Consider the following 17060-nt stretch of genomic DNA (forward strand, 5'->3'; position numbering starts at 1 on the left):
GTTGCGGGGGCCGGATTTGAACCGACGACCTTCGGGTTATGAGCCCGACGAGCTACCGAGCTGCTCCACCCCGCGTCCGAATTGTCACCCTCAAGCCGAGCAGTAGCTTGATGGCGTTTGTCTGCTTTCGACTGTTTACACAATCGCAGGCTGACGAAAAGTTGGTTGCGGGGGCCGGATTTGAACCGACGACCTTCGGGTTATGAGCCCGACGAGCTACCGAGCTGCTCCACCCCGCGTCTGAGGTCGCCAATAATAGGCGCCAGCGCACAGATTGCAAGTAAATATCTCAAAAAAAGTTTATTCGTAGATTAATCAGACAGAGAGTGAGGACATTAGCAGCATCATGCTGTTTTTTCAGGCAATAGAGTCAAAGCCACATACCAGGCACTACACTCAGTGAGATGAACACTCCTCATTTTGGGTAGGTATGATATGCGCATCTCCGCCGGTCACTGCCGTCAGTTGGGGGCGACACCCGACAACCGCGGCGTCAACTTCGCCATCTGGGCCCGCTTGGCCAGCCGGGTAGAGCTGCTGCTTTTCTCCAGTGCCGAAGATGATAGTCCCGAGGTAATTCCCCTCTCCCCCCGTTTCAACCGAACTGCCTACTACTGGCATATCCATATTGAAGGACTCCCCATCGGGCAACGCTACGCCTACCGTATCCAGGGACCATGGCGTCCCTATTGTGGCACCCGCTTTGATGGTGACAAGGTTCTGCTCGATCCCTATGGGCGCAGTATTGAACTGGGCCCCAACTATGACCGATGGGCGGCTGCACGCCCCGGCAGCAATATGGCTTGCTGCGCCAAAAATCGGGTAGTCGATACCCGCCACTACAACTGGGAAGGAGACAAACTGCCTGCTCACTCTCTCTCCCGCTCGGTGATTTACGAACTCCATCTGGGGGGGTTTACCAACTCCCCGAGCTCCGGGGTTGATCCTGCATTGCGGGGCACCTATCTTGGATTGATTGAGAAGATCCCCTATCTGCAATCTCTCGGGGTCACCGCCGTTGAACTGCTGCCGGTGTTTCAGTTCGACCCTCAGGATGCTCCCAGGGGGCTATCCAACTACTGGGGATACAGCCCCATGTCCTTTTTCGCCCCCCATGCCCAGTACGCCTGTGGCGATGATCCGCTGACCGAATTTCGCGATATGGTCAAGGCGTTGCACAGGGCCAATATCGAGGTGATCCTGGATGTGGTCTACAACCACACCGCCGAGGGGGGAGATGATGGCCCCACCTTCTCGTTTCGCGGCATCGACAACGAGGCCTACTACATCCTCGACAACAACCAGAAGGACACTAACTACTCGGGCTGTGGCAACACCTTCAACGGCGCACACCCGGTGGTACTGCGGATGATCATGGACAGCCTGCACTTCTGGCGCCAGGAGATGCACGTCGATGGCTTCCGGTTTGATCTGGCTGCCATTTTGTCGCGGGATGAATCGGGCCAGCCACAGGCCAATGCCCCGACCCTGCGCACCATAGATACCGATCCCAAGATCGCCGATATCAAGCTGATCGCCGAGGCCTGGGATGCAGGGGGGCTCTATCAGGTGGGATCACTGGCCGGCGCCCGCTGGCGTGAGTGGAACGGCCAGTTCAGGGACGACGTACGCCGGTTTCTGCGCGGGGATGACAACAGCGTCACCGCCTTTGTCGAACGGTTGTGCGGTAGCCCCGATATCTATCACTATCACCATGCAGATCCCGAGAAGAGCATCAATTTCGTCACCTGCCACGACGGCTTTACCCTGTGGGACTGGGCCAGCTACAACAACAAGCATAACGAGGCCAATGGCGAGCAGAACCGTGATGGCTGTGATCACAACTTCAGCTGGAACCACGGCCATGAAGGGGTAACGGACGATCCCCAGATCAATGCCCTGCGCACGCGCCAAGCCAAGAACATGATGGTGGCAACCCTGTTATCGGTGGGATCCCCGATGCTGTTGATGGGGGATGAACTGCTGCGCACCCAGCACGGCAACAACAACGGTTACTGTCAGGACAACGCGACCTGCTGGATGGATTGGCAACCAACTCCCCGCAGCCAGGAGATGTTCCGCTTCATGAAGGAGCTGATCCAATATCGCAAACATCTGTTCCAGCGCCCGGAGCAGGAGAGCATGCCACTGTCGCTCACCGAAATCCTGCGGCACAGCGAGATCTGCTGGCACGGAGTCAATGCCATGCAGCCAGACTTCAGTCCCCACTCCCATGCCATCGCCATGTCGGCCCTGTCAAGCGAAACCCGACTGGCCCTTTACGTACTGTTTAACGCCTACTGGGAGCCCCTCACCTTCAACCTGCCGAGCCCCCCCAAGGGAGTTGGCGGCTACTGGCGGCGGATCCTCGATACCGCCCTCCCCTCACCGCAAGATATCTGCACTTTCGGCATGCCACTGGAAGGGTTGACCAGAGAGTATCTGGCCCAGCCACGCAGCAGTTGCCTGTTTATCTGCGGGGCCGATGACTTCTATTGATTCTCGAGAGTCAGATATGAAAAAGCCCCGGGCCTTGGCTCGGGGCTTGCTCTTTTCAGTACCAGTGTCAGATCAGCTGGTACAGCACGCTGGTAGCGGCGATCTGGGCGATAAGCAGGCCACACAGGGAAGTGGAAACCACCACAGGCGCGGTATCACGCTGCAAGTAGAGCGGGCTGAACCAGAGCAGCAGGGAAGCCACCAACAAGGCAGCCTGTGTCACCACCGCCGGGATCAGATCATCGAGATTGGCTTCAGCCCCTTGCCAGCCCACCAGCACGGCCAGCCAGATAAGGCTGGCCATGGCGCCCGCCAGCGCAGCCAGCGGCAGAAGAGTATTAAACGCCTTGAGGCGGTGACGGGCTCGCAACAGCATCAGGTGAGCAAAGGCCGCTCCCAGCATCACCATCTGCAATAAACCGCTCACCCAGCCCTGCAGCTGCAGCAGCCCGAAGCCATAAACAGCGAGTGGCAACGCCGGTAGCCAGAGCAGCGTTGAGGGGACTGCACGCTTGCCCTCCAGCCGTGACTGGGCCAGCGACAAGCCGACCCCGAGCACCAGTGCGGCACCACCACTCCAGATCAGCCAACTGGCCGCCTTGGCCTCTACCGCCAGCATCAAGGAGAGCGCGGTAATGACCCAGATGGAGAAGAGCTGCTGAGTGATGCGTGAGCGCTGGCCGGGGCAGATATCACCGCGCCATAACACGATACCGAGGGCAATGAGGGCACCAAGTGCCATCAAGCCGGTAAGGGGAAAGAGCCAAAGTGGGAGTTGGACGAACATTACGCCTCCAGCAGCAAGAATTCGGGAGCGCCACCGGGGCGCCAGAGAAGAGTGGGCGAGTATACCCAAACCTGCGGCTATCCCCAATCACGACAAACAGACCGGCAAAAAATGAGCAGATGCCCCGAAGGTCATGATGCAGCCGACAGGCCCATTATCACACCGACTTCACACCTGACCGCGAGCCAGTGCCACTACCCGCGCAAACATCTGACGCAGCACGGGAGGAATATGCTCGGCACCAAGCCGCTCGGCTTCTTCCACCACCGCCAGTGCCATCCCCGGCTTGCTGCGGTGATGAATCGCCTTATTGATGATATGACTGGCACTCCACATGGCTCGTCCGCCCACCCCTGCTTCCCGCCGGAACACGGCTTCAAAACCATTGTGATAGAGGTAATGTTCAATGTCAGAGGCTGGCAACTGAGTCAACCGATCCCGTTCCCGCTCCCCTTTGAGTTGGCCCCGGGCCGAAGCAGCATACTTGAGCCCCGCCTCGTCGCCATCGGTCAACAGGTGCCACTCGATACCAAAATCCCGCGCCACCTTGATCAGCGGTGACTGGCCGCACTGGGCAAACTCGATAATCCGCACCCCTTCGGCCCGCAAACTGTAACCACAGATCTGGGCCAGCTCGGAGAGCAGCCAGATCTCGGTCTCCCCCTCCACCAGCAGCCAGCAACGGGCAAACAGCGACATGGGGCGGTTGATCCGCACGTGGAAGGCGATCTTGCGCAGATCGTCGCTGCTGTAACGCTCGCCCCCCAGCTGGTGACAGAGGATATCCTGCTGACGGCGCACCAGTCGTCGCACCTGGTTGAGCGGCAGGGAAGAGAGCAGATCTCCCGAGTTGGTGGTGAGCAGCTTCTGGCCCGGCAGTTGTTCCAGCAGCCCCCACGCCAGCGCCAGCATGGTCGGGTGCAGCCGGCTCTCAGGATCCTCTAGGATCATGATGGGACGGGCCCCCTCCTCCAGCTCGCGATTGCCTCGCGCCTGCAGCAGGGTCGCCGCCATCCCGGCCATCGCCAGTTGCAGGGTGCGGTTATCGGCATGGCGCAGCAGGGTGTGCAGGTTGCCAGGATTGCGCAACGTCATGGGACGATTGATGATGTCACGCTGGCTGCGCGGTTTGTTCTTGATGGGGGCCAGAGCGTTGAAATAGTGATCCATCAGCTGGCGCACTGCTTGCAGCGCCTCCTTCAACTCCGGCTCCCCGATGCGCTGGGGCTCATCGATCAGCTTGTCCGCCAGTTCACTGAGTCTGTGCTCCGAGAGATCTCCCCACTGCAGGGTTTCCACCCCGTTGCGGGCACTGCGAGCGTCCCGCAGCCGGAACACCGGGTTCATGGTGATCAGCAGGCTAACCAGTTCGTTAGTATTGGCAATAGGCAGGCTCTTGCCCACCCCGTCGAGAAAGTCGTGAATGGTGAGCACAGAGCCATCAGCTTGCAGCTCGGCACTGGCACGATAGTGGATGCGATGAAACTTGTCCTTGTGCAGCACCCAGGAGGCGCCAAGACGAGCCAGACGGCGAGAATGCTGGCACATTTGTGGCCTGTGCTCACTGAAGGTGAGCACCAGTTGCAGATGACGCGAAGGGGCCAGCTCGGGATCTTCCGGTTGGTGAAAATCATCGGCGGTGAACTGATAGGGCTCGGCATTTTGCCCCAGCAGACACCAGAGCGCGCGCAACAGGCTCGACTTGCCCCAGGTATTCTCGCCAATCAGCACTGTGGTGTGATCCAACCCGAGCGAAAGACGATTTATACCGCGAAAACCTTTTACTTCAATACGTTCCAGAAACATCCTGCAATGTCCACGTCACTCAGATTGAGCAATAGTGGCAAAGTTAACTGGAAAATCCTATCGGCAGCCGGGCTTTTTCAACGTGAACTGTGAGGCACTGCAGGTTCGGGAGGGGTGACGACAGCGGTGCGATCTTGCGGGGCATTCCAGTGGCTGAACCAAAGGTGACGGGTACGGATTTGACGTTTGCGATAATTCAATGGGCATTCCTTTCAATGGATAAGTGGTAGAGAGTACACCTCTTTTGCCCAAAGTCTCAGGCTTATCTGTGACGGGAAGATGACAATTGCGCCCGCCACTGCCCCGGCGTCAAACCAAACGCCTCGCGAAAACGATTACCGAAATGGGCCTGCGAAGAGAAGCCACACTGACTGGCGATGCTGGCCAGCGGCTCGGGGCCAGTCAACAGCTGCTTGGCCCGTTTGAGCCGCAGCCCCAGCAGGTAACGGTGGGGCGGGCAGCCGAGACTCTGGCCGAACATGCGGGCAAAGTGATACTCGCTCAGCCCCGCCTGCTGGGCCAGCTCTGCCAGCGTGACCGAATCGGCCAGATGGGCCTGCAGATACTCCTGCACCCGCTTGATCACCACGGGCGCCAGCCCGCCGCGCAGAGGCGGCAGACCGGGAGCCTCCTCGGTGTGGTGGCGATAGGCGTGGAGGATCAACATCCAGGCGCCGTGGGAGAGTGCCAACCGATCGACCCCTTGCTGCCACTGAAGCTGCATCAACTGGCGCTGCACCAGTCCGGCCGCCTGCGGATCATCGATGAAAGTCTTGTCCACCAGTTGCAGGTGGCGCCCCTCCTTGTCACACACCTCCTCGGCGATACGGGTGAGGTGAGTCGGGGTGAAGTAGAGATGAAAGAAGCGAAACTCTTCGCGCACCAGCCACTCGGATCTGTGGTGATCCGGCATGATGCACACCTTGCCGGTGCCGCCGTGGCCACCCGGCCCATCGAGTCGCTCGGTCTGCTCGCCTCCTTGCAGATAGACGCTCAGGGTGTGGTGGCCCGGCTTGTGATAGCGGGTCTGGTCATAGCAGTTGCGCCAACTGGCGACGCCAAGCCCGGGTTCGAGCCAGCAAGCGTCGTCCAGCCGGGCGCCGGTGCTGACCAGAGCATCAAATACCCCTGCTGTTTTCATTCGCCCCTGCCGCCTGTTCCGGTGTAAGTGTTATGTCGCTGCCACCCATCTTACCGACCGCGCCCGCAGATGACAGCGCAGGGCGATGAAAAACCGCAAGATGGTGCAATCCAGCCATCAGGGCTTGCCCCATAGTGGGTCATCTCTCCCTGACTCACCGGAACAGTGATGAACCTGATGCTCTATCTTGCCACCGTGCTTATCTGGGGCAGCACCTGGATTGCCATCGCCTGGCAACTTGGCCCCATCCCCATCGAGGTGTCGGTGCTCTACCGCTTCCTGCTGGCTGCGGTGGCACTGTTTGCCCTGCTCACCGCCAGCGGCCGCTTTCCACGCCTCCCCTTGCACGGCCAGCGTTACGCCGCGTTGCTCGGAGCCCTGATCTTTTCCACCAACTTTCTCTGCTTCTACCACGCCACCCGTTACATCCCGAGCGGCATGTCGGCGGTGATCTTCGCCAGTGCCAGCATCTTCAACGGCCTCAACCTCTGGCTGTTCGAGCGCAAGCGCCCCACCCTGCGCTGGCTGCAAGGCTCCTTGCTGGGGCTCTTTGGCACCCTGTTACTGTTCTGGCCGGTGCTGGCAAATGCGCAACTGGGTACAAACGGCTGGAAGGGGCTGCTGCTCGCCTGCGGCGGCACCCTCTGCTTTTCGCTAGGCAATCTGGTCTCGGCACGGGGGCAGCGCCACGGCTACCACGTACTGCAACTGGTGCCCTGGGGCATGGTTTACGGCGTGGTGCTGTTGCTGGGCTGGGTCACATTGCTCGGACAGCAACTGGTGGTGCCGACCGATGGCCACTATCTGGCGGCCATGGTCTATCTCGCCCTGTTTGGCTCGGTGATCGCTTTTACCGCCTACCTGACCCTGGTTGGTCGCATCGGTGCCAGCAAGGCCTCCTACGCCACCGTGCTCTTTCCGCTGGTGGCGCTTACCCTCTCCACCTTCTACGAAGGCTTTGTCTGGCTGCCGGTCTCGGTAGCCGGAGTGGTGGTGAGCCTCATCGGCAATCTGGTGATCTTCGCGCCGCCCCTCAGCGAATGGCGCATTCGACCGGCCAAGGCAGCAAACGACCCTTGCTCCTGAGCCAGTCAGCCCCTAAGGTAGCGCGGATCAATCTGTGACGATCCTGATGGCGATAAACAAGGGGGCGAGATGTTACTGGAAGGGCTGGAGACGCTGAGCCTGCTGGCAAGTGAAGGGACCATGGCCAAGGTGGCCAGTCGCCTCTATATCAGCCAGTCGGCAGTGAGCAAGCGGATTGCCCAGCTGGAGCTGCGCCTTGGCAAGACGCTGATCGAGCCGGAGGGGCGCCAGATCCGGCTCACCCCGCAGGCCAAGGAGCTGCTTGAGCGAGTGGCCCCGAGTCTGGCAGAGATGAAGGGGGTGCTGGCCGATAGTCAGGATCTGGCGGATCACAGCCCCCTCCCCATCGCCTGCTCCGAAACCCTGCTGGCGGGTTATCTCGCCCACTTTATGCGCGACTATCTGGAGCGCGATCCCCACCTTGCCCTCTCCACCCACCACACGCCGGTCATTCTGGCGCGGGTGCGCAGCGGTGATGCCCTGCTCGGCATCTGCGCCGGTCGGCTCCCTCCCGGCCATGGCCTCGGCGCCGATCTGCTGCTTGAGGAGCCCTTCTATCTGGTGGACGAGACGCAGCAGAGCCTGCCGCCAGCCAGCTCAGAAAGCAGGCGCAAAATCCTCACCATGGATCTGGAGAACCCCTCCAATCGCTACCTGCGCGAACCGTTGGCTGATTTGGGGCTGGAGCCCGCCATGGAGCTCGACTCCTATCTTGCGCTCATCGAACTCGCCAAGGCAGGTATTGGCCCTGTGCTGCTCCCCGCAGGCCTTCTGGGGCTGGTGGGAGAGCAGGGGGAGATGGCCCGCCCACTGCCCGGGCTGGGCCGCCCCCTGCATCTGGTCTACCGACCAAACAGCCTAAAACGAGAGCGGATCGCCAGGCTGGTGAGCGCCCTGCACCAACACTTTCGCCACTGCAGCGACATACCGCGCTAGCGCTGTAAAACAACAGATATGACAACGGGGCCCAAGGGCCCCGTTAACAATTTCGATGCGGCAAGCAAGGCGCACATCAGATCCAGGCAAACAGCTCGGGATACTGGCTCCACACCAGCTTGGCAGACATCAGCAAGGAGACGGTCACCAACAGCGGCTTGATCAGCTTCACCCCTTTTTTCAGCACCATCTTGGAGCCAAAGCGGGCGCCGATGAACTGCCCCAGCGCCATGCAAAAACCGACACTCCACACCACCTTGCCACCGAGCGCAAAGAACAGCAGGGAGGCGATATTCGAGGTGAAGTTGAGCAGCTTGGTATGGGCGGTGGCGCGCGCCATGCCAAAGCCCGCCAGCGCCACGAAACCGATGGCAAAAAACGAACCTGTGCCCGGCCCGAAGAAGCCGTCATAAAAGCCGACACCGCCACCCACCAGCAACGCAAACAGCATGGGAGTCAGACGGCGAGAGCTCTCGGCATCGCTTACCCGCGGCGAGAAGTAGAAGTAGCAGGCAAAAGCCATCAGCAGGAAAGGGAGCAGGCGCTCGAGAATGGCGGCATCTATGGTCTGCACCGCCAGCGTGCCGATAGCCGCACCGATAAAGGTGCAGATCACCGCAGGCCAGATCATCGCCCACTCCAGCAGCCCCTTGCGGGCATAGAACCAGGTGGCGGAGAAGGAGCCAAAACTGCTCTGCAGCTTGTTGGTGCCGAGTACCAGCGCCGGCGGCATGCCGGTGGCCAGCAGAGCAGGCACCGTCAACAGGCCGCCGCCACCGGCGATGGCATCGATAAAGCCAGCGACAAGCGCTACACCGAACAGGGCAAACAGGGTAACCAGTTCCAATTCCATCCATAGACCTCACGAGAGTGGGTTGCCCGACACAGGGGCAACCGGGGGGAGAATAAACACGCCGGGCAGAGGGGCTACACTGACTGCCGGTTATCCTAACGGGCCAAAGTCCATGAATCTAACGAAACAGTGGCAGCCAATTGATTCCTGATTTTCACTAATTTAGGCTCTCGCGCCCCTGCCCTCGGCTCAGGCGGCGCTTTGTGGCGCCGGTGACTCCGCTTCCGATCCCTTGATGGCGGTCAGGGCCGCCAGCAGCGGCGCCTCGTCATCACCGGGGAAGCGGCTGACCCGACCGGCCATGTAGCGGCTGCTGAACAAGTTGAACCAGTACTGCAGTGCCTGCCCGGCCCTGAGCTCCCCGGCCACTTCCAGCACGCAGGCCGCTACCTCGGCGGTGCAGAGGTGCTCATCGCAGTTGGCCACCCGCATACCGTAGGTGGAGAGCGTATCGGGTTTGATGGCCAGCACCGGAAAACCGTCCAGATAGGGGCTCTTGTTGAACATCTTGCGCGCCTCCGGCCAGGTGCCGTCGAGCAGGATAAATAGCGGCTTCTTGCCCGGTGCCAGCGTCACCTCGCCGGTCAGGCGGGCAGGCTCCTTCTCGCAAGCGGGAAAGACCACATAGGGCTGCCAGGCAGGATCGGCCAGCAGGGCCAGCAACTCGGGATGGGGCTGGGTACGTGACCAGAGAAACGCCCAAGTGGTATCCGGCAACACATCGGCGATCAGGCGACCGGTGTTGGAGGGCTTCATCGGCTCGCTGTCATACATCAGCAGGCAGAAACCGGCCTCTGCTTTGAGCTCGGGGCGCCACTCGCAGGCACACCAATCCTCGCGCAGCTGACAGGCCGGACAGCGAACCAGGGTGCCGCCACGGGCAAGAAACGGTCGGGTAGAGATACTCTTGCGCCAGGCCCGCAGGCGGTTGACGGCGTGATCAGGAACAGGCTTCATCTAGGTTCACAACTGGAGTCAAAACAGGAACGGCGACGGTGCCAACATGTCTCGGCGCTATAAGCGCCCGAAAACAGGGGGGTCTGCCGGAAAAGCGCAATATTGTACCGAGTTACGCGCTGGCGGAACAGCAATCCCTGCCCCTTTCGCCAGACACAGTGCCAACTCCTATTGCCTTCATTGCCTTACGACTCCTGACAGCTGCGCAGCAGCTCCAGCAACAGGCTGCCATCGCGCAGTGCCTTGTGAACCTGCACCGAAGTGGGCTTGGTGGGATCTTCGTAGAAGTGGGTCGATTCAATCTGCAGCCGCACCAGATATTCGGCGGGTAACTGGCTGGCCAGCGACTGGTGCAGCATGGGGAACAGCAGCCGATCGGCACGAGTGATCTCGCCCCCCAGCAGCAGCTTGCCCGGATTGAGCAGGCAGATGAGATTGGAGAGTACCTTGGAGAGGCGGCCCGCCGCCTGATGGAGAATATCCTGACAGAGGCCGTTGCCCGCCAGCGCCAGCTCGCACAGCTCGCGGATGGTGACGCTCTCGGGCAAGTCGTGCTCCTGCATCCGTTCGCGCAGATCCCGGTATTGCGCCTCCAGCGCCTGATTGGTCACCAGGGTGCAGGCACAACCAAAGCCGCCGCAGTAGCAGCGCTGGCCATAGGGCTCGAGCTGCAGGTGGCTGAGATCCCCGAGCAGCGCATTCTCGCTCTCGATGAGCTGGCCATTGACCACCATGCCAACCCCGATGTCGTTGTGGACAAACACCAGCACCGCATCGGCGCAATTTTTGGCGGCCCCCCACTCCCGCTCTGCCTGGATCCAGGTGCGCACATCACCACTCACCAGCACAGGTACCGAGAACACCTCCTGCAAGGTCGGCCCAAGCGGCCAGTTGCGCAGATCATAGAAGGGGAAATGTTTGACCATACCGGAGTGACGCTCTACCTGTCCGGGTAGACAGAGAGCGATACAGGCCAGATTGAGGGACTTTCTCGGCAAGAACCCCTGGATCGCATGTACTAAGCTGCCCAGCAGGTCGTTACGCTCAAGCTCGGTAAAGAGATGGCGATGGCGGGCCAGGGAGCGGCCTGAAAAGTCGAACAGCGCCATATCCACGTAACCACGACCAAGACGCATGGAGAGAAACTGGAAGCGGCGCTCGTTGATGCGCAGCAGGGTCTGACGACGACCGCGCCCCACCGAACTTTCGCCACAGGTCACCACCAGACCACCATCGAGCAGTTCACGAGTGATCTTGGTGATGCTGGCAGGCGAGAGGCCGGTCAGGCGGGAGAGATCGGTGCGCGACAGCTCCTTGTGCTCCTCCAGACTGGCATAGACCAGGCCATAGTTGAGCTGACGGATCAAATCGATACTGCCTTTCACGATCTCATTCATAGGGTATGGATTAAGGGCTGAAACTGGGGCCACCGATTTTCACACATTATTGCTCGATCCCCAAATAAAGCGCGGTCTGAACCGAGGTTCAGACCGCATTGTTGAGTGAATATCACCGAGATGGTCGGGCTCAATAACGGAACTGGGAGACCAGTTTGCGCAATTTGTCACCGGTATTGGCCAGATCGCGGGTGGTGCTGTTGGACTCCATGGCTGCGTCGGTCAGCTCGCTGACGATCTGCTGGATCGCTACCAGGTTCTTGTTGATCTCCTCCGACACCGCATGCTGCTCTTCGGCGGCGGTAGCGATCTGGATATTCATATCGTTGATGGTACTGACCGCCATCACCATGCTGTCGAGGGAGCTGGCAATATGGCTTGCCTCCTGCACCGTCTCCTGACTGCGATCCTCGCTCGCCTGCATCACATCCACCGCCTGCTTCACCCCCCCTTGCAAGCGCTGGAGCATCTCATTGATCTCTTTGGTGCTCTGTTGGGTACGACCGGCCAGCGAACGCACTTCATCCGCCACCACCGCAAAGCCGCGACCCTGCTCACCGGCACGGGCCGCCTCGATAGCGGCATTCAGCGCCAACAGGTTAGTCTGCTCGGCAATGCCGCGAATGACCTCCACCACCGAGCCAATCTTGGCGGTCTCTTGGGCCAACTGTGCGATGACGCCGGAGGCGGTATGCACCTCCCCCACCAGCCGGTTGATACTGTTGATGGCCCCGCTCACCACCCCCCGGGCGGCGTCCGATTCACGGGCCGCATCGCTGGTTGCCGTCGCGGCATTGGAAGCACTGGCCGCCACCTCCTGGGCAGTGGAGCTCATCTCGGTCACCGCAGTCACCACCTGATCGGTTTCCCGGCTATGGCCATGCATCTGCTGGTCATAGTGCTCGCTCAGATGGTGCAGCTTGTCAACAGCGGTGAAGAGATGGTTACTGGTCTCGCCAACCTGACTCACCACCGACTGGATCCGCTCGACAAAGCGGTTGAAGGCGCTGGCCAGCTGGCCAATCTCATCGTCGCTCTGCACCTTGAGGCGCTGGGTGAGATCCCCGTCACCATTGGCAATATCGTTCAATGCCAGCACGGCATCAGCCAGCGGCTTGGTAACCCGATTCCCCACGATCACGGTCGCCGCCAGGGTGACACCCAGGATCAGCAAGATCACCAGCACACTGCTCTGCAGCGACTCGTGCATATTGCTTTCGCGCTCGGCGCGCAGGGCCGCCAGCTCGTTGTCGATGTCATCGATATAGAAACCGGTACCGATAACCCACTGGTATTTGTCGAGCGCAATGTTGTAGGCGAGCTTGGGAGCATCACGACCAATGGAAGGTTTGGCCGTCCAGTACTCGGCAAAGCCATCCCCCTGACGGGCCACCTTGATAATGTCCTGGATCAGCAACTTGCCCTTGGCATCCTTGTCGTTCCAGCGATTTTTTCCCTCCAGCTCGGCACGGGTAGGCAGCAATATAGTGTTGCCCTCGAAGTCATAGACAAAGAAATAGCCATCGCTGCCGTAACGCAACGGCCTGAGCAGCTCTTTGACCTTCTGACGATTTTCCGGAGAATCCGGCTGTGCATAAACGGCATCGACGGCGGTTTTGGCCATCATGATGTAACTGCTGAGCAGCGCTTTACGCTCCTTGATGGCATTCTCCCTCGCCACCACCAGCTCAGACTCCAGGTCGCTCTTGGAGACCATGTAGTTACTGAGATTGACCACCAGGGCCATCAGCAGCACGGGTACTGCACCCAATAACAGGATTTTCTGTTTTAGCGTCATCTTTCACATCCTTGCAGCTGTTTTTATTGGAATTCCTTGCTTACCCATCAGTATAGGTGCTGGCAGGGCGAGCCCAGCTTTCGTTACAATTCCCTTAAACAAATCGGCCAGAACCTGAAAATCATGAATCTTTGTCCTTGCGGCTCAACCCTTTCACTCGAATTGTGCTGTGGCTTACGTCACAGTGGCGCGGTGGCTGACACTCCGGAGCAGCTGATGCGCTCGCGCTACAGTGCTTTTGTGCTTGGTCTGGGGGAGTATCTGGTCTATAGCTGGCACCCGGCCCACCTTGGCGGCCTCACCGCCAAAGAGCTCTCTCGCATCGACACCCGCTGGGACGGTCTCGAGATCATCGCCAGCCAGGGCGGCCCGGAGGATGAAACCGGAATGGTGGAGTTCAAAGCCTGGTTTCTGGAGGGGGATGAGCGCCACTGCCTCCATGAGCGCTCCCGCTTCGTGCGTTATCAGGGGCGCTGGGTCTACACCGAGGGAGAGCTGGATCCGGCGCCCCTCAAGGCGGGACGCAACGATCCCTGCCCCTGTGGCAGCGGAAAAAAACACAAGAAGTGCTGCGGCTGACCCATAACACACCCACCAGACTCGTCAAACAGTGACAAGGGGCATCCGATGCCCCTTTTTTGTGTCTGTTATTCGCCAGCAGCCCACAAACCGATGCGATAACAAGCGTGACAAATGTCACATAATGCTCATTAACGCGCGAGCAAATGAGCGTTTGCGAGCGCAAATTTGGCCCATATCAAACATTTCCACTCAGAAGTAGGCCACACTGGCCTCATCTGGAAGAGATGAGACGGGCAACAATGAAAAGAATAACTACACAAGTCGTCATCATAGGCGGCGGTGCCACAGGGGCCGGTATCATGCGCGATTGCGCACTGCGCGGCATCGACTGCATCCTGCTCGAGCGCGATGATATCGCCGCCGGCACCACCGGCCGCAACCACGGCCTGCTCCACTCCGGTGCCCGCTACGCGGTGACGGATCAGGAGTCCGCCCGCGAATGCATCCAGGAAAACCGCATCCTCAAGCGGATTGCCAGCCACTGTGTCGAAGACACGGGCGGCCTCTTCCTCACCCTGCCGGAAGATGACATCAATTTCCAAACCACCTTTATGGATGCCTGCGCCCTGGCCGGTATCGAAACCCGCCAGCTCGATCCCGGTGAAGCCCTGCGCATGGAGCCCAACGCCAACCCGGCGATGATCGGCGCCATCCATGTGCCGGACGGCACGGTCGACCCGTTCCGCCTCGCCGCTGCCAACGTGTTGGACGCTAAAGAGCACGGCGCCCGCATCTTCACCCACAGCAAGGTGCTGGGGCTCTTGCGCACGCAGGATCGGGTACACGGGGTCAAGGCGATCAACACCCGCACCGGCGAAGCGTTCGAGGTGGAGTGTCAGGAGGTGATCAACGCCGCTGGCATCTGGGGCCAGCAAATTTGCGAATATGCCGATCTCGGCATCCGCATGTTCCCGGCCAAGGGCTCCCTGCTCATCATGGATTACCGCATCAACCAGTTGGTGCTCAACCGCGCCCGCAAACCGGCGGATGCGGACATTCTGGTGCCGGGCGACACCATCTCCCTCATCGGCACCACCTCCAGTCGCATCGATTACAACAAGATTGACCAGCTCACCGTCGAACCCGAAGAGGTCGAAGTGTTGCTGCGCGAAGGTATCAAGCTTGCTCCCATCATGGCCCGCACCCGCCTGCTGCGCGCCTACGCCGGGGTGCGCCCGCTGGTAGCGGTGGACGGTGACGACACCGGCCGCAACATCAGTCGCGGTATCGTGCTGCTGGATCACGCCGAGCGCGATGGTCTCAAGGGGTTCAACACCATCACCGGCGGCAAGCTGATGACCTACCGCCTGATGGCGGAGTGGGCCACCGATCTGCTGGCCAAGAAACTCGGTAACAGCAAACCCTGCCAGACCGCCGAACTGAGCCTGCCCGGCTCGCGGGATCCGGAGAAGGTCTCCGCCCCCGGTCTCTCGGTGCCGGTCGAAGGCTCCGCCCAATACCGCCACGGCGAGCGGGTCATCGCCTTCTTCCGTGACAATCCCAAGGCCAACGCCCTTATCTGCGAGTGCGAAATGGTCACCGCGGGCGAAATCGAATACGCCCTGCGCGAGCTCGATGTGGACAACCTCATCGATCTGCGCCGCCGCACCCGTCTGGGCATGGGCCCCTGTCAGGGGGAGCTCTGCGCCTACCGCGCCGCCGGACTGATGCAGGAGTACGGCAAGGCCGACGGTCGCCAGGCCTGCGTCATGCTGCGCCAGTTCCTCGAGGAGCGTTACAAGGGAACCCGCCCCGTCCTGTGGGGCGATGCCTTGCGCGAGGCCGAATTCACCTACTGGATCTACGAAGGGCTGTTTGGCCTGGGGGAATGGACGGCGCCACAGCTGGTCGCCGATACCCCACGCGACCCAACCAGCGAGACCACTCACAAGGAGAGCCGTCATGAAGTTTGACAATATCGTTATCGGCGGTGGCATGGCGGGACTCTCGGCTGCCCTGCGGCTGGTGGAGGCGGGCCAGAAGACCCTGCTGATGGCCTCCGGCCAGAGTGCCCTGCACTTCTCCTCCGGCTCGGTCGATCTGCTCGAAAGCGAGGGGGATCCCCGCGCTGCGCTGCCTGCCTTTATGGCAGCCCATCCGGATCACCCCTACAGCAAGGTGGGGATGCAAAATATCGAAGCGAGTCTGGCCGATCTGCAGCGCCACTGCGCCGAGCAGGGATTGCCGCTGGTTCGCCACGACACCAATCACCAGCGCCTGACTCCCATCGGTACCCTCAAGCGCACCTGGCTCTCCCCCGATACCTGTGCCTGCGTCACCGATGCGCCGATCCCGGACGTACTGCTGCTGGCCACTCTCGAAGGCTTTCGCGACTTTCATCCGGCACTGGCGGCGGCCAATCTGGCGACCCATCCGCGCTTCGCCCACTGCCGCATTCTGACTGGCGAGATCCGCCTGCCCCAGCTGGCCGAATTCAGCCGCAATCCCCATGAGTTTCGCTCTGCCGACATCGCGCGCCTGTGTGACAAGCACCATCTGGTGGCCGATTTGGCCAGCGAGATCAGCCGCATGGTGCAGGAGAGTGGCGTGCCCGACTGCCGCCATATCGTGCTGCCCGCCTGCCTGTCGCTGGGGCTGGTTGGCCCGCGTCTGGCGGAGCTGGAGCAACGTACCGGCTGCACCATCAAGGAGGTGGCGACCATGCCGCCGTCGCTGATCGGGATGCGGATGCAGGAGGCGCTCAAGCGCCGCTTCATGGCCCTTGGCGGCACTTTCCTCACCAGCGAGCGGGTGCTGGGCGCCCGTTACGAGGGGGATCGGGTGGTCGGCGTACACACCCAGAATGGCGATGATCAGCTGTTTGAAGCGGACAACTTCGTGCTCGCCTCCGGCAGCTTCTTTAGCCGCGGTCTGGAGTCCCGTCTGCGCGGCATTCGCGAACCCATCTTCGATGCCGATGTGCTGAGTCTGGAGGAGCGCGACGCCTGGGCCGGTCGTCGCCTGTTCGACCACCACCCCTTTATGGGTTTCGGAGTCAAGACCGACGACAAGCTGCGTGTGCTGCGTGGCGGCAAGCCGCTCGCCAACCTCTACGGCGCCGGCAGCGTGCTGGCTCACTATGACCCCATCAAGGAGGGGTCAGGTTCAGGTGTCGCCGTTGCCACCGGCTGGCAGGCCGCCGGCCATATTCTGGGCGCCGCCCAATGATTTATTTGTCCCATATCCCGTGCCTTCACACCCTACGGGAGGAGAACTGA

At 60.7% G+C, this 17060-nt stretch carries 13 protein-coding genes and 2 tRNA genes; 6 read left to right on the forward strand and 9 right to left on the reverse strand.

From position 1 onward, the window contains the following. Position 1: 1 nt before the first annotated feature. Both G5193_RS20190 and G5193_RS20195 read right to left on the reverse strand, forming a co-directional pair. Positions 2–75 (reverse strand) — tRNA-Met (locus G5193_RS20190). 87 nt (positions 76–162) lie between these two features. Next, positions 163–239: transfer RNA gene (locus G5193_RS20195), tRNA-Met, on the reverse strand. Between the two features lie 196 nt (positions 240–435). Here G5193_RS20195 and glgX point away from each other — a divergent pair. Continuing rightward, on the forward strand, positions 436–2499 hold the full coding sequence (gene glgX / locus G5193_RS20200; protein WP_151285686.1) for a glycogen debranching protein GlgX: 2064 nt from the start codon (positions 436–438) through the stop codon (positions 2497–2499). A 67-nt stretch (positions 2500–2566) separates the two neighbouring features. On the opposite strand, the gene G5193_RS20205 is transcribed toward glgX, so the two are convergent. The 3 genes from G5193_RS20205 to G5193_RS20215 all read right to left on the reverse strand — a co-directional run bounded on the left by G5193_RS20205 (position 2567) and on the right by G5193_RS20215 (position 6233). After that, entirely contained in the window at positions 2567–3286 is a 720-nt protein-coding gene (locus G5193_RS20205) for a hypothetical protein (RefSeq protein ID WP_151285685.1), read from the reverse strand. A 168-nt stretch (positions 3287–3454) separates the two neighbouring features. After that, positions 3455–5092, reverse strand: coding sequence for an ATP-dependent endonuclease (locus G5193_RS20210; RefSeq protein ID WP_216953487.1), 1638 nt, complete (start codon positions 5090–5092; stop codon positions 3455–3457). A gap of 262 nt (positions 5093–5354) precedes the next feature. Further along, complete coding sequence (locus G5193_RS20215) at positions 5355–6233, reverse strand: helix-turn-helix domain-containing protein (RefSeq protein ID WP_421207099.1); 879 nt, start codon at positions 6231–6233, stop codon at positions 5355–5357. Between the two features lie 168 nt (positions 6234–6401). Between G5193_RS20215 and G5193_RS20220 the strand changes: the two genes are divergently transcribed. Together G5193_RS20220 and G5193_RS20225 are read left to right on the forward strand one after the other, a co-directional pair. Continuing rightward, positions 6402–7319, forward strand: a complete 918-nt coding sequence (locus G5193_RS20220) for a DMT family transporter (RefSeq protein ID WP_421207101.1) — start codon at positions 6402–6404, stop codon at positions 7317–7319. A 69-nt stretch (positions 7320–7388) separates the two neighbouring features. Further along, entirely contained in the window at positions 7389–8255 is an 867-nt protein-coding gene (locus tag G5193_RS20225; protein WP_421207103.1) for a LysR family transcriptional regulator, read from the forward strand. Between the two features lie 76 nt (positions 8256–8331). Here G5193_RS20225 and G5193_RS20230 read toward each other — a convergent pair whose 3' ends face one another. From G5193_RS20230 to G5193_RS20245, 4 genes are all read right to left on the reverse strand, one after another. Continuing rightward, positions 8332–9108: a TSUP family transporter gene (locus tag G5193_RS20230; RefSeq protein WP_005333472.1), complete on the reverse strand. Its 777-nt coding sequence runs from the start codon at positions 9106–9108 to the stop codon at positions 8332–8334. 189 nt (positions 9109–9297) lie between these two features. Next, positions 9298–10065 (reverse strand): tRNA-uridine aminocarboxypropyltransferase, encoded by a 768-nt coding sequence (locus G5193_RS20235; RefSeq protein WP_164536669.1) that lies wholly within the window; start codon positions 10063–10065, stop codon positions 9298–9300. 185 nt (positions 10066–10250) lie between these two features. Then, positions 10251–11462, reverse strand: coding sequence for an ROK family transcriptional regulator (locus G5193_RS20240; protein WP_164536668.1), 1212 nt, complete (start codon positions 11460–11462; stop codon positions 10251–10253). A 130-nt stretch (positions 11463–11592) separates the two neighbouring features. Continuing rightward, on the reverse strand, positions 11593–13260 hold the full coding sequence (locus G5193_RS20245; protein ID WP_421173108.1) for a methyl-accepting chemotaxis protein: 1668 nt from the start codon (positions 13258–13260) through the stop codon (positions 11593–11595). A gap of 123 nt (positions 13261–13383) precedes the next feature. Here G5193_RS20245 and G5193_RS20250 point away from each other — a divergent pair, with 123 nt between their 5' ends. The 3 genes from G5193_RS20250 (at position 13384) to glpB (ending at position 17010) form a co-directional block, all read left to right on the forward strand. Further along, positions 13384–13839 carry a YchJ family protein gene (locus G5193_RS20250; protein ID WP_421207105.1) on the forward strand — a complete coding sequence of 152 codons (456 nt, stop codon included), beginning with the start codon at positions 13384–13386 and terminating at the stop codon, positions 13837–13839. Between the two features lie 242 nt (positions 13840–14081). Continuing rightward, positions 14082–15755 carry an anaerobic glycerol-3-phosphate dehydrogenase subunit A gene (gene glpA, locus G5193_RS20255; RefSeq protein ID WP_150389008.1) on the forward strand — a complete coding sequence of 558 codons (1674 nt, stop codon included), beginning with the start codon at positions 14082–14084 and terminating at the stop codon, positions 15753–15755. Continuing rightward, positions 15745–17010, forward strand: coding sequence for a glycerol-3-phosphate dehydrogenase subunit GlpB (gene glpB, locus G5193_RS20260; RefSeq protein ID WP_159143803.1), 1266 nt, complete (start codon positions 15745–15747; stop codon positions 17008–17010). Before glpA ends, glpB begins: the two co-directional genes overlap by 11 nt. Positions 17011–17060: the final 50 nt, after the last annotated feature.

Source organism: Aeromonas sp. 601027, from assembly GCF_049174455.1.
In the GTDB taxonomy this organism is placed as follows: Bacteria; Pseudomonadota; Gammaproteobacteria; order Enterobacterales; family Aeromonadaceae; genus Aeromonas; species Aeromonas veronii_A.

What these genes read in the sequence shown, in the direction of transcription:
- G5193_RS20215 (WP_421207099.1), bottom strand. Translation starts at nt 6,233, where the DNA reads ATGAAAACAGCAGGGGTATTTGATGCTCTGGTCAGCACCGGCGCCCGG.
- G5193_RS20220 (WP_421207101.1), top strand. Translation starts at nt 6,402, where the DNA reads ATGAACCTGATGCTCTATCTTGCCACCGTGCTTATCTGGGGCAGCACC.
- G5193_RS20205 (WP_151285685.1), bottom strand. Translation starts at nt 3,286, where the DNA reads ATGTTCGTCCAACTCCCACTTTGGCTCTTTCCCCTTACCGGCTTGATG.
- G5193_RS20225 (WP_421207103.1), top strand. Translation starts at nt 7,389, where the DNA reads ATGTTACTGGAAGGGCTGGAGACGCTGAGCCTGCTGGCAAGTGAAGGG.
- G5193_RS20230 (WP_005333472.1), bottom strand. Translation starts at nt 9,108, where the DNA reads ATGGAATTGGAACTGGTTACCCTGTTTGCCCTGTTCGGTGTAGCGCTT.
- G5193_RS20245 (WP_421173108.1), bottom strand. Translation starts at nt 13,260, where the DNA reads ATGACGCTAAAACAGAAAATCCTGTTATTGGGTGCAGTACCCGTGCTG.
- glpA (WP_150389008.1), top strand. Translation starts at nt 14,082, where the DNA reads ATGAAAAGAATAACTACACAAGTCGTCATCATAGGCGGCGGTGCCACA.
- G5193_RS20250 (WP_421207105.1), top strand. Translation starts at nt 13,384, where the DNA reads ATGAATCTTTGTCCTTGCGGCTCAACCCTTTCACTCGAATTGTGCTGT.
- G5193_RS20210 (WP_216953487.1), bottom strand. Translation starts at nt 5,092, where the DNA reads ATGTTTCTGGAACGTATTGAAGTAAAAGGTTTTCGCGGTATAAATCGT.
- glpB (WP_159143803.1), top strand. Translation starts at nt 15,745, where the DNA reads ATGAAGTTTGACAATATCGTTATCGGCGGTGGCATGGCGGGACTCTCG.
- glgX (WP_151285686.1), top strand. Translation starts at nt 436, where the DNA reads ATGCGCATCTCCGCCGGTCACTGCCGTCAGTTGGGGGCGACACCCGAC.
- G5193_RS20235 (WP_164536669.1), bottom strand. Translation starts at nt 10,065, where the DNA reads ATGAAGCCTGTTCCTGATCACGCCGTCAACCGCCTGCGGGCCTGGCGC.
- G5193_RS20240 (WP_164536668.1), bottom strand. Translation starts at nt 11,462, where the DNA reads ATGAATGAGATCGTGAAAGGCAGTATCGATTTGATCCGTCAGCTCAAC.